Here is a 15,568-nt window from a genome sequence, read left to right on the forward strand (position 1 = left end):
CCCGTCCGCCACGGTCCGCCCGCACCGGAGAGGCTCTCCCATGAACGTGTTCACCTCGCTGCCCGACCTGGCCCTGCGCACCCACGGAGGCTCGGTCGTCGCGGCCAGCGACGAGTCCTTCGCCGAGAAGGAGAGCCTGATCCGCCCCGGGCGCCCCGCCTTCCAGCCGCACACCTTCGGAGCCAGGGGGCAGGTCTACGACGGCTGGGAGACCCGCCGCCGCCGGGAGCCGGGCCACGACTGGGCGCTGGTCCGGCTGGGCCTGCCCGGCGTGGTCCGCGGCATCGTGATCGACACCGCGTGGTTCACCGGCAACCACCCGCCGTACGCGTCGGTGGAGGCCGCCTCGGTGGAGGGGTATCCCACGGTCGCCGAGCTCCGGGCCGCCGAATGGACGGAGATCGTTCCGCGGAGCGCCCTGGCGGGTGACGCCGAGCATCCCTTCGAGGTCGCCGACGGGCACCGCCGTACGCACGTCCGGCTGAACATGTTCCCCGACGGGGGCATCGCCCGCCTGCGGGTGCACGGGGAGGTCCGGCCCGACCTGTCGGTCTACGAGGGCCTCGGCCTCGACCTGGCCGCCCTGGAGAACGGCGGGCTGGTCACCGGCTGCTCCGACGACTTCTACTCCTCGCCCGGCAACGTCATCGCCCCCGGTTCGGCCCGCACCCAGGCCGAGGGCTGGGAGACCCGCCGCCGCCGCGACGGGGGCAACGACTGGCTGGTCATCCGACTGGCGGGCGCCGGAGTCGTGAGACTCGCCGAGATCGACACCACCAACCTGGTGTTCAACGCCCCCGGCTGGGTCTCGCTCACCGGGATGGCGGACGGACGGGAGTTCGAGCTGCTGCCCAGGACCCGCCTGCAGCCCGACACGCGGCACCGCTTCCGCCTGGACGGCGACGCGGCCGCCACCCACGTCAGGGTCGACGTCTACCCCGACGGGGGCCTCGCCCGCGTCCGGCTGCACGGTGTGCTGAGCCGCTGAGCCGCCGCGGCGCACCGGACGGCCCGCGCGGGACGGAAAGACCGGTCGCGGTTCGGCATCATGGATCGCGGCCGCGCGCTCCGCCCGCCAGGATGAGGACATGGCGGATCGGCGTACGTCCTGGCGAAGAGGCGCGCTGCTCGCGGTCGCGGCGCCCCTGGGAGTCGCGGTGGCGGTGGCCGCGAACCAGGTCCTCGACGACGGCGTGTGGGACTGGCGCTGGGGCCTGGCCGCGGTCGCGCTGTCGGCGGCCGCGCTCCTGGTCGGCGAACGGCTCACCGCCGTGCCCGCCGTACCGGAGAGCGGCGAGCGGCTCACCGACGCACCGGAGACCGGCTCACCCGCGACAGGACCGCAGGGACGGCCGAAGCCCGCAGCCACCGCTGAGCGGTCTGAGGCACCGGCGCCTCCCGCGCGCGCCTACGGCGGTGACCACGTCGACTTCTCCGGCGGCGTCTTCAACGGTCCCGTCACCGGAAAGTCCGTCACCGGTCCCGCCTCCGCGGCCGACCCGCAGGGAGGATCCGATGCGCGCGGCTGACGGCGACCACGTCGACTTCTCCGGCGGGACCTTCAACGGCGAGGTCATCGGCAAGAACGTCGGGAGAGAAGAGCACCATCACCATTACCCGCGGCCTGAGCCCGCGCCCGGGCGGATCGTCGAGGGCGACGACATCCCGGGGCGGCCTCCCGCGTTCCAGCCGCGGGAGGACCTCCTGGCTCGCGTGCACGCCGCCCACGCCGGAGTGAAGGGAGCGGCGGCGGTCTGCGCGGTGATCGGTGCCCCCGGGGTCGGAAAGACCCTGCTGGCCGCCTCCTACGCCTGGGACCGCCAGGCGGCCGGCTGGCCGCTGATCGTCTGGATCGCGGCCGAGACCGAGGACCGGATCCTGGCCGGACTGGACGCCCTGGCCACCCGGCTGGGCGTGCGCGGCGCCGACGACGACGCCGAGACCGCCGCGCGCAAGGCCAGGGCGTGGCTGGCCGCCCGTACCGAACCGGGGCTGGTGGTGTTCGACAACGCCGCCGACGTGGTGCCGGTACGGCGCTGGTGCCCGGCCACCGGCGCCGTCCGGGTGCTCGTCACCTCCCGCAACCGCGCCTTCGGCCGCCACTGCGCCACCGTCGAGGTCGAGGTCTTCACCCCCGGTCAGGCGCGGGCGTACCTGGCCGAGCGCACCGGCCGGGACGACGCGGCCGGTGCCGCCGAGCTCGCCGCCGAGCTCGGCCACCTGCCGCTGGCACTGGCCCAGGCGGCGTCGTTCGTCTCCCGCCGCCACCTCACGTATGCCGACTACCTGCACAGGCTTCGGTCGTTCCCGCTGGAGCAGCACCTGCGCAGCCGGGCCGAAGACGCCTACCCGGTCGGCACCGCGCAGGCGGTCCTGCTGTCGGTGGCCCAGGCCGAAGGCTCCGTCGAGGGCGCCAGGGAGACACTGGAGACGCTGGCGGTGCTGTCGCCGGCGGGCGTCCCCCGCGCCCTGCTGCACACCGCGGCGAACCCGGCGGGCACGCCGTCCGATCCCGCCGGGGAGACGGCCGGGCCGACCGGGGAGCGGCTCGACGAGATCCTGGCCGATCTGGCCGATGCCGCTCTGATCGGCTTCAGCGCGGACGGCTCGGCGGTTCTCATGCACCGCCTCGTCCAGCGCGTCCTGCGCGAGCGCGCCCACCACGACGACCGGCTCCGGCGAGCCGTCGACGACGCCACGCGCCTGCTGGAGGCGTTCGCCGCCTCGATCCCGTACGGCGCCGCGGTCTGGGGTGCTCGCGCCGAGGTGGAGACCCTGCACGAGCACATCGACGTCCTGTACGCGATCGCCCGGCCCGCAGGTCTGCTGACCTCCGCCCTGATGGGGCGGCGCGGCGAGTGCGGCATCCGCCTGGCCGAGCTCGCCGACTTCGCCCGGGCCCTTCCCCTGCTGCGGGATCTGCTGGGCGACTACGAGCGGGTGCTGGGTGACGGCCATCCCGACACCGTGATCGGCCGCTACTTCCTGGCCGAGGCCTGCCGGGCGGCGGGCCGCCCGGCCGAGGCCGTCCCCCTGTACGAACGCGCCGCGGCCGACGGCGAACGGGTCCTGGGACCGGACCATCCCTACGCCCTGGCCAACCGCTACGGCCTGGCCGAGGCCTATCGGGCGGCGGGCCGCCTGGCCGAGGCCGTCCTTCTGCACGAACGCACCTGGGCGGATCGCGCCCGGCTGCTGGGCGGGGGCCACCGGGAGACCCTGACCAGTGCCGACAAGGTGGCCAGCCTCTACGAGGAGACCGGTCGCCTGGACGACGCCCTCCCGCTGTACCGGGCCGTTCTGGATGTCCGCGAACGGGCCTTCGGACCCGATGACCCGGACACGCTGACCAGTCGCAACAACCTGGCCAACGCCTACCGGGAGGCAGGCCGTCCGGAGGAGGCGGTCTCCCTGTGTCAGAGCGTCCTGGCCGCCCGTGAGCGGGTCCTCGGTGCCGAACACCCCCACACGCTGATCAGCCGGAGCAATCTGGCCGGCGCCTATCTGGCGGCGGGCCGTCCGGACGACGCCGTCCTCCTGCACGAACGCGTCCTGGAGGTCCGCGAGCGGGTGCTGGGGCCGGAGCACCCGCGGACACTGATCAGCCGGAGCAATCTGGCCGAGGCCCGTCGGGCGGCAGGCCGCGGATGACGCCGTCCGGCAGCGGTCCGCGGCCGCCCGGCGGCACCCGGAGCGGGCGTCCTCAGCCCTCCAGCCAGACGTAGCCGGCGAACCGGCCGGTCGGACGCCGCCTGCGGTGGGAGAACAGCTCGGGCGACTCGATCGTGCAGCGGGCGTCGTGCCGTACGTCGCCGACCCCGGCCCCGGCGAGCTGCGCGGCGATGCCCGCCCGCACGTCCACGGCGGGCGTGCCCCGGCGGGTGGTGGCCCAGGCCTCGGGCACCGCCGCGGCCACCTCGTCCCGCATCGCGGCGGGGACCTCGTAGCAGAGCCCGCACGCCGACGGCCCGACGAGGGCGGTCATCCGAGCCGGTTCGGCCCCGCGCTCCGCCATCGCCGCGACCAGCGCGGGCACCACCCCGGCCACGGTGCCGGGCCGCCCGGAGTGCGCCGCCCCCACGATCCCGGCGACCGGGTCGGCCACCAGCACCGGGGCGCAGTCGGCCACCAGCACGCACAGCGCCAGCCCGGGGACATCGGTGAGGACGGCGTCCAGCGGCGGGGGGTCCTCCCCGAACGGCCCGGTGACATGGCGTGCGTCGGCTCCGTGGACCTGGCGCATGAACACCACGCGGGCCGGGTCCACACCGAGGTCGGCGGCCGTCTTGTCCCGGTTGCGCAGCACCGCCCCCGGGTCGTCCCCGACGGCCCCGCCGAGGTTGCGGCTGTCGTACGGCTCGGCGCTCACCCCGCCGTGCCGGTCGGTGAATGCGGCCTGGACACCGGGGGCGAGCTGGATGCGGTCCACCGGGGGAGGGTATCAGGACGGGCGCGCCGCAAGCCCGGGACGGGGTTGGGAGGGAGACCCGGACCGGGGCGGGACGCGGGCGGGGCGACGGCCGGACGGAGGTCCGGGCCGGGACGGAGCGGGCGCGCTCAGGTCCGGTCGGGGCCGGTGTCTCCGGTCCCGGGCGGGGATCAGTGCCAGAGGGTGACCTGGGTGCCCTGGGGGACCTGCTGCCCGCCCGGCGGGAGCTGCGCCAGGACCCGGCCCCGGTTCAGCCCCTTCTTCACCTTCACCCGGAATCCGGCCGCGCTCAGCTCGTCGCGCGCGGCCCGGACGTCCTTGTAGACCACGTTGGGGATGACGATGACGTTGTCGTCCTCGTTGGCGTTCTCGCCGTTGTTCTCCCAGGGCCAGTGCCACTCGCCGTTGTTGCAGGCAGACAGGGTCATCCGGGCCACCGAGCCCTTGTCGACCTCCGCGCCCGCCCGGGGGTCCTGGGCGATGACCGTGCACGGCTGGGCGGAGTCGGTCTGCTCGACGAACTCGGGCACGAAGCCGGCGCTCTCCAGGACGGTCCTGGCCTGGTCGCGGTGCATCCCCATGACGTCGGGCATCAGCAGGCCCGCGCTCACGTAGAGGTCGACCTTGCTGCCCTCCTTGACCCGGTTGCCCACGGCCGGGCTGGTCCTCATCACCTGGCCGCGCGGGACGGTCTCGCTGGCCTGCTTCTTGACGTCGTCGACGGTCAGCCCGGCCGCGGCGATCTTCTCCCGGGCCGCGTTGAGCTCCAGGCCGACCACGTTGGGCACGTTCACCCGCTTGGGACCCGCCGAGGCGATCAGGGTCAGCCGGGAGCCGGGCTTCACCTCGGCGCCCGCGGCGGGCACGGTGCGCAGCACGACGTCCTTGGGCACCTTCTCGTCGTGCTCGGCCGGCCCGATCTCGACGGCGAAGCCCTTCTGGCGGGCCTCGCCCGCGGCGAGCGTGACGTTCTGCTCGATCAGGCTGGGCACCACGACCGTGGTCTCCCGGGAGAACAGCCAGCCGGTCACACCGACTGCGGCGATCATCACCAGGGCCAGCACGGTCAGCAGGACCCAGCTCCCGCGGTTGCGGCCCCTGCGGGGCTCGGGCACGGCGGCGGCGCCGCCCGCGGCGGGCCCGGTCAGCACCTCGGCGCGGGGCTGGATCAGGGTCGGGTTGACCGGTGCGGGGTGGGCCGCGACGCCGTACGGCGGGGAGAGCGGGCCGGACGGGAGCGGGAGCGGCGGGACGGGGGCCGAGGGGATCGGGCCGCTCTCCCTGGGGAGCATGCGGTGCGCGTCCACCGCGGCGACCAGCAGCGCCTTGGCGTCCGCCGGACGGGTCGCGGGGTCGCGGGCGGTGGCCTGGGCGACCAGGGTGTCCAGCAGCGGCGGGGAGCCCGGCAGCAGGGCGGAGGGCACCGGCACGGTGTCGTGGACGTGCCGGTAGGCGATCGACATCGGGGTCTCGCCCTCGTACGGCTGGCGGCCGGTGAGGAGCTCGAACAGCATGATCCCGGCCGCGTAGACGTCGCTGCGCGCGTCGGCGGCGCCGGAGGTCACCTGCTCGGGCGACATGTAGCCGATGGTGCCGATCATGACGCCGGTGCGCGTCTGGTTGGTCGCCTCGACCGCGCGGGCCAGGCCGAAGTCCACGACCTTGACGCGCCCGTCGTCGGCGAGCAGGACGTTCTCCGGCTTGACGTCGCGGTGGACCAGCCCGGCCTGGTGCGCGGCGCCCAGGGCGGCGAGCACCGGGATCATGACCTCCAGGGCCTCGCGGGCGGGCAGCCTGCCCCGGTCGCGGAGCACGTCGCGCAGGGTGCGCCCCGGGACGTACTCCATCGACAGGTAGACGACGTCGCCGTCGGTGCCCTGGTCGAAGACCTGCACCACGTTGGGGTGCGACAGGCTCGCCACCGACTTGGCCTCGCCGATGAACCGGCGCACGAAGGCGGGGTCCTCGGCGAGCCCGCGGTGCATCACCTTGACGGCGACCGTGCGGTCGAGCCGGACGTCCAGGGCCAGGTAGACGGTCGCCATGCCGCCCCGGGCGATCCGGGACTCGACGCGGTAACGCCCGTCGAGGAGTCTCCCGACGAGGGGATCGGTTGGCGTCGTGTCCACCCGCCCGAGTTTAGGGGCGTTTTGCGGTCCGCATGGTCGGGGTGTTCCAAACCGATGCGCACAGCCGCCAGTTTTATCCGGATCTTTATGGATTCATGGGGGATGATGCCTCCGCGTACCGGCGACGGGGGATCCGTCCGGCCAGCCGGGCCGCCCGGCCCGCGTCCACCGCCGCCCGCATGGCCCGCGCCATCAGCTCCGGCCGCTGCGCCCTGGTCACCGCCGTGGCCAGCAGCACCGCGTCGCAGCCCAGCTCCATCGCCAGCGCCGCGTCGCTGGCCGTGCCGATCCCGGCGTCCAGGATCACCGGCACGCCCGCGGCCTCGACGATGAGCTCGATGCTGTGCGGGTTGCGGATGCCCAGCCCGGACCCGATGGGCGCGCCCAGCGGCATCACCGCCGCGCAGCCCGCCTGCTCCAGCCGCCGGGCCAGGGCGGGGTCGTCGCCGATGTACGGCAGGACCGTGAAACCGTCGGCGACCAGCCGCTCGGCCGCGTCGAAGGTCTCGATGGGATCGGGCAGCAGGGTGCGCTCGTCGGAGATGACCTCCAGCTTGACCCAGTCGGTCTCCAGCGCCTCCCGGGCCAGCCGGGCGGTCAGCACGGCCTCGGCGGCGGTGAAGCAGCCCGCGGTGTTCGGCAGCACCTTGATGCCGCGCCGGCGCAGCACGTCCAGCACCGACCCCCGGGCGGACGGGTCCAGCCGCCGCATCGCGACCGTGGTCAGCTCGGTGCCCGACGCGGCGAGCGCGCCGTCCAGCACCTCCAGCGAAGGGGCGCCCCCGGTGCCCATGATGAGCCGCGAGGAGAACTTCTCCCCGCCGATGACCAGCCCGTCGTCCATGCCGTCCATGCCGTCCATGCCGTCCACGTCTCCGATCCCGTCCCTTCCCCGGCCGTCCCCGCGGCCTCGGTCGCCGCTCACGTCACCCTCCCTGGACCGCGGTGAGCACCTCGACGCGGTCGCTCTCGGCGAGCGCGGTGGAGTCCCACGCGCCCCGCGGGACGACCTCGTCGTTCACCGCCACGGCCACGCCGCTCCCGGCGTCGGTCAGCCTCCGTACGGCCTGCGCCACGCTGGCCCCCGCGGGCAGCTCGTGCGGGGTGCCGTTGATCGTCACGTTCAAGACTGCTCCTGCGAACGGTGCTCCTGGAAACGGAGAGGCGAGCAGAGGGCCGCCAGTCCTTCGGGATCGCCGGACTCCTCGAGGAGGAGGTCGGCGGTGAGCGGGGCGAGCAGGACGCCGCCCCGGTGGTGCCCGGTGGCCATCAGCAGGCCCGGCAGGGCCGAGGAGCCGACCAGCGGCAGATTGTCCGGCGTGCCGGGGCGCAGCCCGGCCGTGACGTCGGCCACCTCCAGCTCGGTCACGCCCGGGACCAGCTCCCGCGCGTCGCGCAGCAGCTCCCACAGGCCGCCGGCGGTCACGCGGGTGTCGAAGCCGAGCTCCTCCTGGGTGGCGCCGAGGACCAGCTCCCCGTCACCGCGTGGGACCAGGTAGACCCGTGCGCCGTGCACGGCCCCGCGCACGCACCGGGAGAGCACCGGCTCGGTGGAGCGCAGCCGCATGATCTGCCCCTTGACCGGCCGGACCGGCGGGAGCGCCTCGGCGGGCAGCCCCTCCAGCGCGGTCCCCGACCAGGCCCCGGTCGCCAGGACCACCCGGTCGCCGCGGAGCACCCGGCCGCCGCGGGCCGCGTCTCCGCCCTCTCCGCCCTCTCCGCCCGGCCCGGCCCCGGACCCGGTGCCGGGCGCGAGGCGTACGCCGGTGACCGTGCCGCCGGAGCGCTCCAGCGCGACCGCCCGGGCGCGCACCACGGGAACGCCGCGGCGCTCCAGTGCGGCCAGGAGCGCCGCGGTGACCCGGCGGGGGTCCACCCAGGCGTCCTCGCGGGCCAGCAGGCCGCCGCGGACGGCGGGGGCGAGCATCGGCTCCAGCCGGCGGCACTCCCGGCCCGTCAGCCGCTCGACCGGCAGCCCCAGCACGCCCATGAACGCCGCCAGCTCGTCCAGGGCCGCCAGGTCGTCGGAGCCGAAGGCGACCTCCAGCGTGCCGTCGGTGCGGTAGTCGAGGACGTCCGCGCCCAGACCGCTGTCGGCGGCGAGTTCGGCCGCGAAGTCGGGCCAGCGGGCCAGTGAGGCCAGGCCCAGCCGGAGCAGCGGCTCCTCGGTGTAGGTGACCTCGCTGACCGGCGCCAGCATGCCCGCCGCGGCGTGCGAGGCGCCGGAGGCGGGGGCGGGGTCGGCCACCGCCACACGCAGTCCCCGGCGGGCCGCACGCCAGGCGGTGGAGAGGCCGGCGACCCCGCCGCCGACGACGACGAGGTCGTAGGCGCCGGCCACCGGGCCGGACGCGGACAGCCCTGCGGACGGCCCGGTGGACGCGGTCGGTGCGGGGGACACCGGCACTGCGGTCTCGTGCGGCATGGATGCTCCGCTCCCTTCGCCGGCATGATCCGGATCAGGTTCCTGGCGGTCGAGGGCCCGCCGACGGCCGTGCCGCGGAGCCCGTACACCCGGCGGAGCGCGTGCCGCGCACCGCGGGCCCACCGGTCCGGCAGGTCCGTCGCCCTCCTCTCAGCCCGGTGCGTGCCGGGCTCCCGCGCGTCTTACGTCCTCCACCCTAAGGGCTCGTGGAGCACACTTATCGACGGGATGTGAGGTAAATGCCGTTTTCGTTATCGCAGACCTGATGGCCGAGGTCGGCCCCGCCGCTTAGGGTCATGAAGTGTGAATCATGTCGTGGTGGTGGGCGCCGGCCTGGCCGGGGTGCGGAGTGTCGAGGCGCTGAGGGCGCACGGGTTCGGCGGTGCGATCACGTTGATCGGGGAGGAGCCGCACCGGCCCTACGACCGCCCGCCGCTGTCCAAGGCGGTGCTGCTCGGCGAGATCGACTCCACCGTCGTCGACTCCGACCTGGGCGCGCTGGCGGTGGACCACCGCCCCGGAGTGGCCGCCAAGGGGCTGCGGGCGGGCGTGCTGGAGACGACCGAGGGCGAGCTGGCCTACGACGCGCTGGTCATCGCCACCGGCGCGAGCCCGATCCGGCTGCGCGGGGAGGGCCCGCAGCACGTGCTGCGCACCATCGACGACGCGCTCGGGCTGCGCGCCCTGCTCCGCCAGGGGCGCAGGGTCGCCGTCGTCGGTGCGGGCTGGATCGGCGCGGAGGTGGCCACCGCCGCACGCAGGGCCGGCTGCGAGGTGACCGTCGTGGAGGCGGCCGAGTGCCCGCTGGCCGCCGCGCTCGGCCCCGTGGGGGCCCACACCGCCCCCTGGTACGAACGGGCCGGCATCGACCTGCGGACGGGCGCGATGGTGGCCTCCGTCGACCTCGGCGGGCTCACCCTCGTCGACGGCTCCACGGTCGAGGCCGACGTCGTCGTCACCGGCGTCGGGGTGCGTCCCTCGGTGGACTGGCTGGCCGGCTCCGGGATCGAGCTGGACGACGGGGTCGTCACCGACGAGCACCTGCGCACCGCCCTGCCCGGGGTGGTCGCCGTGGGCGACTGCGCGGCCTGGTGGTCGCGCAGGTACGGCCGCCGCCTGCGGGTGGAGCACTGGGACACCGCGCTGAACTCCCCCGAGGTGGCCGCGGCCACGCTGCTGGGCGGTCCCGGGGAGGGCGCGGTCTACGACCCGGTCCCGTACTTCTGGTCCGAGCAGTTCGGCCACATGGTGCAGTACGCCGGGCACCACGCCGGCGCCCGCCTCGTCATGCGCGGAGACCCCGTCGGCACCCGGTGGTCGGCCTGCTGGGTCACCGACGGGGGCACGCTCGCCGCGGTCCTGGCGGTGAACCTCCCCCGCGACCTGATGCAGGGGCGCCGCCTCATCGAGGGCGGCCAGCACCTCGACGTCGATCGTCTGGCCGATCCTGCTGTAGCGTTGCGCGACTGTACGGCGGTGTGACCGCACCGTGAGATGCCGCGAGGTGTTTGGTGAAGGGCTCAATGTGGTAGTGGTGGGTTCGTGACGCTTTCTGTTGCGCAGATCGACCGGGAAACCGACGAACTGGTGGGCGAGTGGCTCACCTTGACCGAGGTCGCCAGGAGACTCGACCTCAGTGCCGGTCGCGCCAAGCAGCTCCTCAAGGACCACAAGATCATCGGAGTCCGGCGGGGCGGTGGTGAGCCCCAGGTGCCCGCCGCGTTCATCGCCGGAGGCGACGTCGTCAAGGGCCTGCCGGGCACGCTCACCGTGCTGCTCGACGCGGGATACGACGACGTCGAGGCGCTCCGCTGGCTGTTCACCCCCGACGAGACCCTGCCGGGGTCGCCGGTCGACGCGATCCGCGCCGGCCGCCACACCGAAGTCAAGCGGCGTGCCCAGACCCTCGGTTTCTGACGCGCGCCTCTACCTGTGCACCGACGGCCGCCGGGACCGGGGGGACCTCGCGGAGTTCCTCGACGCCGCCCTCTCGGGCGGCGTCGACATCGTGCAGCTGCGCGAGAAGGGGCTGGAGGCGCGCGAGGAGCTCGCACTCCTGGAGGTCTTCCGCGACGCCTGCGACCGGCACGGCAGGCTCCTGGCGGTCAACGACCGGGCGGACATCGCCTACGCAGCCCGTCCGGACGTGCTCCATCTCGGCCAGGGCGACCTGCCGGTGCACGTCGCACGGGACATCCTCGGCGACGACATCCTGATCGGGCGTTCCACTCACGCCCCCGAGGAGGTCTCCGCCGCGGCCGCCGAGCCCGGAGTCGACTACTTCTGCTGCGGCCCGATCTGGCCCACACCCACCAAACCCGGACGCCACGCGCCCGGACCGCCCCTGCTCGCGCACGCCGCGTCGCTGGGAACGGACCGCCCGTGGTTCGGCATCGGCGGCATCGACCTCGCCAACCTGGACGAGGTCATGTCGTACGGCGTGCGCCGGGTCGTGGTGGTGCGGGCCATCACCGAGGCGGACGACCCGAAGGCGGCCGCCGAGGAGTTCCAGCGGAGGCTGGCGGCGCCGCACCGCTGACGAGCGGCCCGGCCCGGTGCGCCGTGCGGACGCGCCGGTGCCCGGACCGGGTGCGCCGTGCGCTCGGACCGGGTGCGGTCGTGCCGGGTCGAGGTCCGGTGCGGCCGGACCCGCCGGTCAGGTCCGGCGCCCGGTGCGGGCGCGCCGGGGCCGCCGGTCAGGTCCGCCGGGCGGTGGCGGCCACGGCCAGGTCGGCCAGGGCCGTCCGGGCCTCCGGCGTGATCGGGGCGTCGTCCAGCGAGCGCAGCGCCTGCCCGAGATAGTCGTCGATCAGCTTCTCGCAGGCGGCGAGGGCCCCGGTCTCCTCGATCACCCGGCGCAGCCGGTCGACCCCGCCCCGCTCCAGCTCCGGGTCGCCCAGGGTGAGACGGACCTCCTCCGCCTGGGCGGGCGAGGCCGCGGCGAGCGCGCGGGCGATGAGCATCGTCCGCTTGCCTTCGCGCAGGTCGTCGCCCGCGGGCTTGCCGGTCTCCGCCGGGTCGCCGAACACGCCGAGGATGTCGTCGCGCAGCTGGAAGGCGATGCCGACGTTGCGGCCGTACTCCTCGCAGAGGCGGTCGATCCACGGCTCGCGCCCGCGCGCGGCCAGCACCAGGCCGAGCCGGAGGGGCTGCTCCACCGAGTACTTGCCGCTCTTGAACAGCGCGACCCGCAGCGCGCTGTCGAAGGTGCTGGCGCCGCGGACCTGCTCCAGCAGGTCGAGGTACTGGCCGCACATCAGCTCCGTGCGCATGTGGTCGTAGACCGGCTGGGCCGCGGCCAGGGCGGCCGGAGGCAGGCCGCTGGTCCGCCACATCTCGCCGGACCACACCAGCAGCAGGTTTCCCAGCAGGATCGCGGCGTTCTCGCCGAACTGCTCGGCCGAGCCGCTCCAGCCCTCCTTCTCGTGCATGGCCTGGAACCTGCGGTGCGCCGACGGCATGCCCCGGCGCAGGTCGCTGGCGTCCATCACATCGTCGTGGGCGAGCGCGCTGGCCTGGAGCAGCTCCAGGGAGGCGGCCGCGGTGAAGAGCGCGGGATCGTCGCCGCCGCCCGCCCCCCGCCAGCCCCAGTAGCAGAACGCCGGACGGAGCCGTTTCCCGCCGGAGAGGAAGTCCTCGGCCGCGGCGACGAGAGGGGCGATCTCGGGCGCGCTGACCAGCGGACGCTGCCGATCGAGGAAACCTCTCAGCGAACGATCCACTTCGGAGCGGATGGTGTCCAGCAGGGCTGCGGAAGTGGGCATACCCAGAGATTATCGGGCCGGGCACCGGACGCGGATCAAGCGGGGCGGGGCCGGCAGGGTGACGGCGGCCCGCCCGGCGGCCGGACCAGTAGGCTAGAGGGCATGGCTCTGGGTCGCCCCTCAATCCTTCCCGACCGCGTGCCCACCGTCCGCGAGCTTCTCGCCGCAGGTGGCCGGTCGTTCTCCTTCGAGTTCTTCCCACCGAAGAACACCGAGGGGGAGCGGCAGCTCTGGCGCGCGATCCGGGAGCTGGAGTCGCTGCGTCCCACGTTCGTCTCCGTCACCTACGGCGCGGGCGGCGGGACCCGGGACCGCACGGTCGAGATCGTGGAGCGGATCGCCCACGAGACCACGCTGACCCCGGTGGCGCACTTCACCGCCGTCGACCACTCGATCCGCGAGCTGCGCCACCTGATCGGCCGGTTCGCCGGGGCGGGCGTGCGCAACATCCTCGCCGTGCGGGGCGACCCGCCCGGCGACCCGGCGGGGGAGTGGGTGCGCCACCCCGAGGGGGTGCTCTACGCCGAGGACCTGGTCCGGCTGATCCGTCAGTCCGGTGACTTCTGCGTGGGCGTCGCCGCGTTCCCCTACAAGCACCCTAGGTCGGTCTCGGTCGAGGCCGACACCGAGTACTTCGTCCGCAAGTGCCGGGCGGGCGCCGACTACGCCATCACCCAAATGTTCTTCCGGGCGGAGGACTACCTGCGGCTGCGCGACCGGGTGGCGGACAGGGGCTGCGACACCCCGATCATCCCCGGCATCATGCCCGTCACCCAGATGAGCACGATCGCCCGCTCCGAGCAGCTCTCCGGCGCCCCGTTCCCGCCGGAGGTGGCCGCGCGGTTCGAGGCCGTCTCCGACGACCCCGCCGCCGTGCGCGCCCTCGGCATCGAGCACGCCGCGGAGCTCTGCCGGACCCTGCTCGACGAGGGCGCGCCCGGCATCCACTTCATCACCTTCAACCGCTCCAGCGCGACCCGCGAGGTCTTCCGCGCCCTCGATCACGCGGCCGCCGACCATGCGGCCCCCGACCACGTGCCGGAGACCGCCTCGCTCACCGGGTGAGCCCGTCGTCCCCTCCTGCGGGGGGTGCGTCCCCGGATCCCGCGAAGACCACGACGAGCTCCAGCCCGCCCCCAGGGTTGGGATTCGCCCGCACGTCGGCCCCGTGCGCCTTCGCGATCGCCGCGACGATCGACAGGCCGAGTCCGGCGCCCCGCCCGCGGGCCGTGTGCAGCCGTCGGAACGGCTCGAATAGGTCGCCGAAATCCTCCTGGAGCACGTGCGGGCCGGTGTTGCGGACCGTCAGGACTCCGCGGGAGAGGGCGACCTCGACGGTCCCGCCGGGGCGGTTGTAGCGGACCGCGTTGTCGAGCAGGTTGGTGACGAGCCGGTTCAGCAGGACGGGGTCCCCCTCGACGACGAACGGCTCGGCCCGCACCGTCACGGTGACGCCGTCCGAACCCCCTTCCGCCACGACGAGCCGTACCACCTGGTCCAGGGCCACCGGACTCCTGCCGTCCAGGCCGTGCTCCGCCTGGGCCAGCACCAGCAGGGCGTCGATGAGGCTCTCCGCGCGGCGGTTGTGGAGCAGGAGGGTGCTGCGGATCTCGCCGACGTCCTCGGGAAGGCCGATCTCGATCGCCGCCCGCTGGACGGCCAGCGGGGTCCGCAGCTCGTGGGAGGCGTTGGCGATGAACCGCTGCTGCGCCGCGACGGAGCGTTCGAGCCGGTCGAGCATCGCGTCGAAGGTGTCGGCCAGTTCCTTCAGTTCGTCCTCCGGCCCGGCGAGCGCGATCCGTTCGTGCAGGGTCGACAGGGACAGCCGCTGCGCGGTGGCGGTGATCCGGTGGAGGGGCCGCAGGATCCGTCCGGCGACCAGCCATCCGACGACCAGCGAGACCAGCGTGAGGATCCCGACCGTCAGCGCGGTCACCTCCCACTGGTAGCCGATCACCTCGTCCACCAGATCGGGCAGCGGCGGGTGCGGCGGGGTCCGGCCGGCCGTCGTCCCCGGCGCCGGGGGCGCCGCGGGCGCCACGGGCAGCCGCGCGATCCGCGTGCGCAGCGCCTGGTGCAGCAGGAGGTTGACCGTGACCAGCAGCACGACCGAGGTCAGCAGGAACAGTCCGGAGTAGGTCAGCGTGAGCCGTACCCTGATCGTCGTCACAGCAGGTATCCCGCGCCGGAAACGGTCTGGATGCAGGGCGGGTCGCCGAGCTTGGTCCGCAGACGGCTGATCACGACCCGCACCACCGTGGTGAAGGGGTCGGTGTGCTCGTCCCAGGCCTCCTCCAGCAGCCGTTCGGAGCTCACGACCGCGCCGTCGGCCCGCATCAGCACCTCCAGGACGGCGAACTCCTTGAGCGACAGGTGCAGGTGCCGGCCGTCCCGCGAGGCCTGCAGCCGGTGGGTGTCGAGCACGATCCCGTGCCGCGTCAGCACCGGCGGCACCGCCGACCGGCTGCGCCGTCCCAGCGCCTGCACCCGCGCGACCAGTTCGGCGTAGTCGAACGGCTTGGGCAGGTAGTCGTCGGCCCCCATCCCCAGGCCCGCCACCCGGTCCGGCACCGACGCCGCCGCCGTCATCATCAGGATCCGCGTACGGCTCCCGCGCGCCACCAGCTCACGGCAGACGAGGTCGCCGTGCATCCCGGGCAGATCCCGATCCAGCACCAGAACGTCGTAGTCGTGCACCGCCAGCCGCTCCGTCGCGGCGGCCCCGTCGTAGGCCACGTCGACGGCCATGGCGTGGCGGCGCAGTCCCACCGCCACGAGATCGGCCAGATCTCGTTCATCCTCAACCACCAGCACTCGCATG

At 74.4% G+C, this 15,568-nt stretch carries 15 protein-coding genes; 7 read left to right on the top strand and 8 right to left on the bottom strand.

Annotated features, from left to right (window positions below; genetic code table 11):
• The first annotated feature begins 40 nt into the window (after window positions 1–40).
• From alc to IEZ07_RS01755, 3 genes are all read left to right on the top strand, one after another.
• Window positions 41–988, top strand: a complete 948-nt coding sequence (gene alc, locus IEZ07_RS01745; RefSeq protein ID WP_191893160.1) for an allantoicase — start codon at window positions 41–43, stop codon at window positions 986–988.
• A gap of 100 nt (window positions 989–1,088) precedes the next feature.
• Window positions 1,089–1,529, top strand: a complete 441-nt coding sequence (locus tag IEZ07_RS01750; protein WP_191893161.1) for a hypothetical protein — start codon at window positions 1,089–1,091, stop codon at window positions 1,527–1,529.
• On the top strand, window positions 1,516–3,651 hold the full coding sequence (locus tag IEZ07_RS01755; RefSeq protein WP_191893162.1) for a tetratricopeptide repeat protein: 2,136 nt from the start codon (window positions 1,516–1,518) through the stop codon (window positions 3,649–3,651). Before IEZ07_RS01750 ends, IEZ07_RS01755 begins: the two co-directional genes overlap by 14 nt.
• A gap of 52 nt (window positions 3,652–3,703) precedes the next feature.
• Here IEZ07_RS01755 and pgeF read toward each other — a convergent pair whose 3' ends face one another.
• The 5 genes from pgeF to IEZ07_RS01780 form a co-directional block, all read right to left on the bottom strand.
• Window positions 3,704–4,429 carry a peptidoglycan editing factor PgeF gene (pgeF, locus tag IEZ07_RS01760; RefSeq protein WP_239319280.1) on the bottom strand — a complete coding sequence of 242 codons (726 nt, stop codon included), beginning with the start codon at window positions 4,427–4,429 and terminating at the stop codon, window positions 3,704–3,706.
• A 170-nt stretch (window positions 4,430–4,599) separates the two neighbouring features.
• Window positions 4,600–6,558, bottom strand: coding sequence for a Stk1 family PASTA domain-containing Ser/Thr kinase (pknB, locus tag IEZ07_RS01765; RefSeq protein WP_191893163.1), 1,959 nt, complete (start codon window positions 6,556–6,558; stop codon window positions 4,600–4,602).
• 85 nt (window positions 6,559–6,643) lie between these two features.
• Window positions 6,644–7,402, bottom strand: a complete 759-nt coding sequence (locus IEZ07_RS01770) for a thiazole synthase (RefSeq protein ID WP_189234915.1) — start codon at window positions 7,400–7,402, stop codon at window positions 6,644–6,646.
• 82 nt (window positions 7,403–7,484) lie between these two features.
• Window positions 7,485–7,685, bottom strand: a complete 201-nt coding sequence (thiS, locus tag IEZ07_RS01775; protein WP_068894216.1) for a sulfur carrier protein ThiS — start codon at window positions 7,683–7,685, stop codon at window positions 7,485–7,487.
• Window positions 7,682–8,983, bottom strand: a complete 1,302-nt coding sequence (locus IEZ07_RS01780) for an FAD-dependent oxidoreductase (protein ID WP_191893164.1) — start codon at window positions 8,981–8,983, stop codon at window positions 7,682–7,684. Before IEZ07_RS01780 ends, thiS begins: the two co-directional genes overlap by 4 nt.
• A 303-nt stretch (window positions 8,984–9,286) precedes the next feature.
• Between IEZ07_RS01780 and IEZ07_RS01785 the strand changes: the two genes are divergently transcribed.
• The 3 genes from IEZ07_RS01785 to thiE are packed head-to-tail and all read left to right on the top strand — an operon-like array spanning window position 9,287 to window position 11,522.
• A complete protein-coding gene (locus IEZ07_RS01785; RefSeq protein ID WP_191893165.1) occupies window positions 9,287–10,465 on the top strand; it encodes an NAD(P)/FAD-dependent oxidoreductase in 1,179 nt (392 codons plus the stop codon).
• A 60-nt stretch (window positions 10,466–10,525) separates the two neighbouring features.
• Window positions 10,526–10,900, top strand: coding sequence for an Rv2175c family DNA-binding protein (locus IEZ07_RS01790; RefSeq protein WP_068894214.1), 375 nt, complete (start codon window positions 10,526–10,528; stop codon window positions 10,898–10,900).
• Window positions 10,878–11,522, top strand: a complete 645-nt coding sequence (gene thiE / locus IEZ07_RS01795) for a thiamine phosphate synthase (protein WP_068894213.1) — start codon at window positions 10,878–10,880, stop codon at window positions 11,520–11,522. The genes IEZ07_RS01790 and thiE overlap by 23 nt, the downstream gene beginning before the upstream one ends.
• Window positions 11,523–11,679: 157 nt before the next feature.
• On the opposite strand, the gene IEZ07_RS01800 is transcribed toward thiE, so the two are convergent.
• On the bottom strand, window positions 11,680–12,747 hold the full coding sequence (locus IEZ07_RS01800) for a polyprenyl synthetase family protein (protein WP_191893166.1): 1,068 nt from the start codon (window positions 12,745–12,747) through the stop codon (window positions 11,680–11,682).
• Window positions 12,748–12,849: 102 nt separating this feature from the next.
• Here IEZ07_RS01800 and metF point away from each other — a divergent pair, with 102 nt between their 5' ends.
• Window positions 12,850–13,812, top strand: coding sequence for a methylenetetrahydrofolate reductase [NAD(P)H] (metF, locus tag IEZ07_RS01805; protein WP_191893167.1), 963 nt, complete (start codon window positions 12,850–12,852; stop codon window positions 13,810–13,812).
• Here the strand turns inward: metF and IEZ07_RS01810 are convergent.
• Window positions 13,802–14,917, bottom strand: a complete 1,116-nt coding sequence (locus tag IEZ07_RS01810) for a sensor histidine kinase (RefSeq protein WP_191893168.1) — start codon at window positions 14,915–14,917, stop codon at window positions 13,802–13,804. The two genes, metF and IEZ07_RS01810, sit on opposite strands and share 11 nt — an antisense overlap.
• Window positions 14,914–15,567 (bottom strand): response regulator transcription factor, encoded by a 654-nt coding sequence (locus IEZ07_RS01815; RefSeq protein WP_191893169.1) that lies wholly within the window; start codon window positions 15,565–15,567, stop codon window positions 14,914–14,916. The genes IEZ07_RS01810 and IEZ07_RS01815 overlap by 4 nt, the downstream gene beginning before the upstream one ends.
• Between the last annotated feature and the right edge of the window lies 1 nt (window position 15,568).

The organism is Planomonospora parontospora (assembly GCA_014647935.1).
Taxonomy (GTDB): domain Bacteria; phylum Actinomycetota; class Actinomycetes; order Streptosporangiales; family Streptosporangiaceae; genus Planomonospora; species Planomonospora parontospora.

What these genes read in the sequence shown, in the direction of transcription:
- alc (WP_191893160.1), top strand. Translation starts at nt 41, where the DNA reads ATGAACGTGTTCACCTCGCTGCCCGACCTGGCCCTGCGCACCCACGGA.
- IEZ07_RS01750 (WP_191893161.1), top strand. Translation starts at nt 1,089, where the DNA reads ATGGCGGATCGGCGTACGTCCTGGCGAAGAGGCGCGCTGCTCGCGGTC.
- IEZ07_RS01755 (WP_191893162.1), top strand. Translation starts at nt 1,516, where the DNA reads ATGCGCGCGGCTGACGGCGACCACGTCGACTTCTCCGGCGGGACCTTC.
- IEZ07_RS01770 (WP_189234915.1), bottom strand. Translation starts at nt 7,402, where the DNA reads ATGGACGACGGGCTGGTCATCGGCGGGGAGAAGTTCTCCTCGCGGCTC.
- IEZ07_RS01780 (WP_191893164.1), bottom strand. Translation starts at nt 8,983, where the DNA reads ATGCCGCACGAGACCGCAGTGCCGGTGTCCCCCGCACCGACCGCGTCC.
- IEZ07_RS01800 (WP_191893166.1), bottom strand. Translation starts at nt 12,747, where the DNA reads ATGCCCACTTCCGCAGCCCTGCTGGACACCATCCGCTCCGAAGTGGAT.
- metF (WP_191893167.1), top strand. Translation starts at nt 12,850, where the DNA reads ATGGCTCTGGGTCGCCCCTCAATCCTTCCCGACCGCGTGCCCACCGTC.
- IEZ07_RS01815 (WP_191893169.1), bottom strand. Translation starts at nt 15,567, where the DNA reads ATGCGAGTGCTGGTGGTTGAGGATGAACGAGATCTGGCCGATCTCGTG.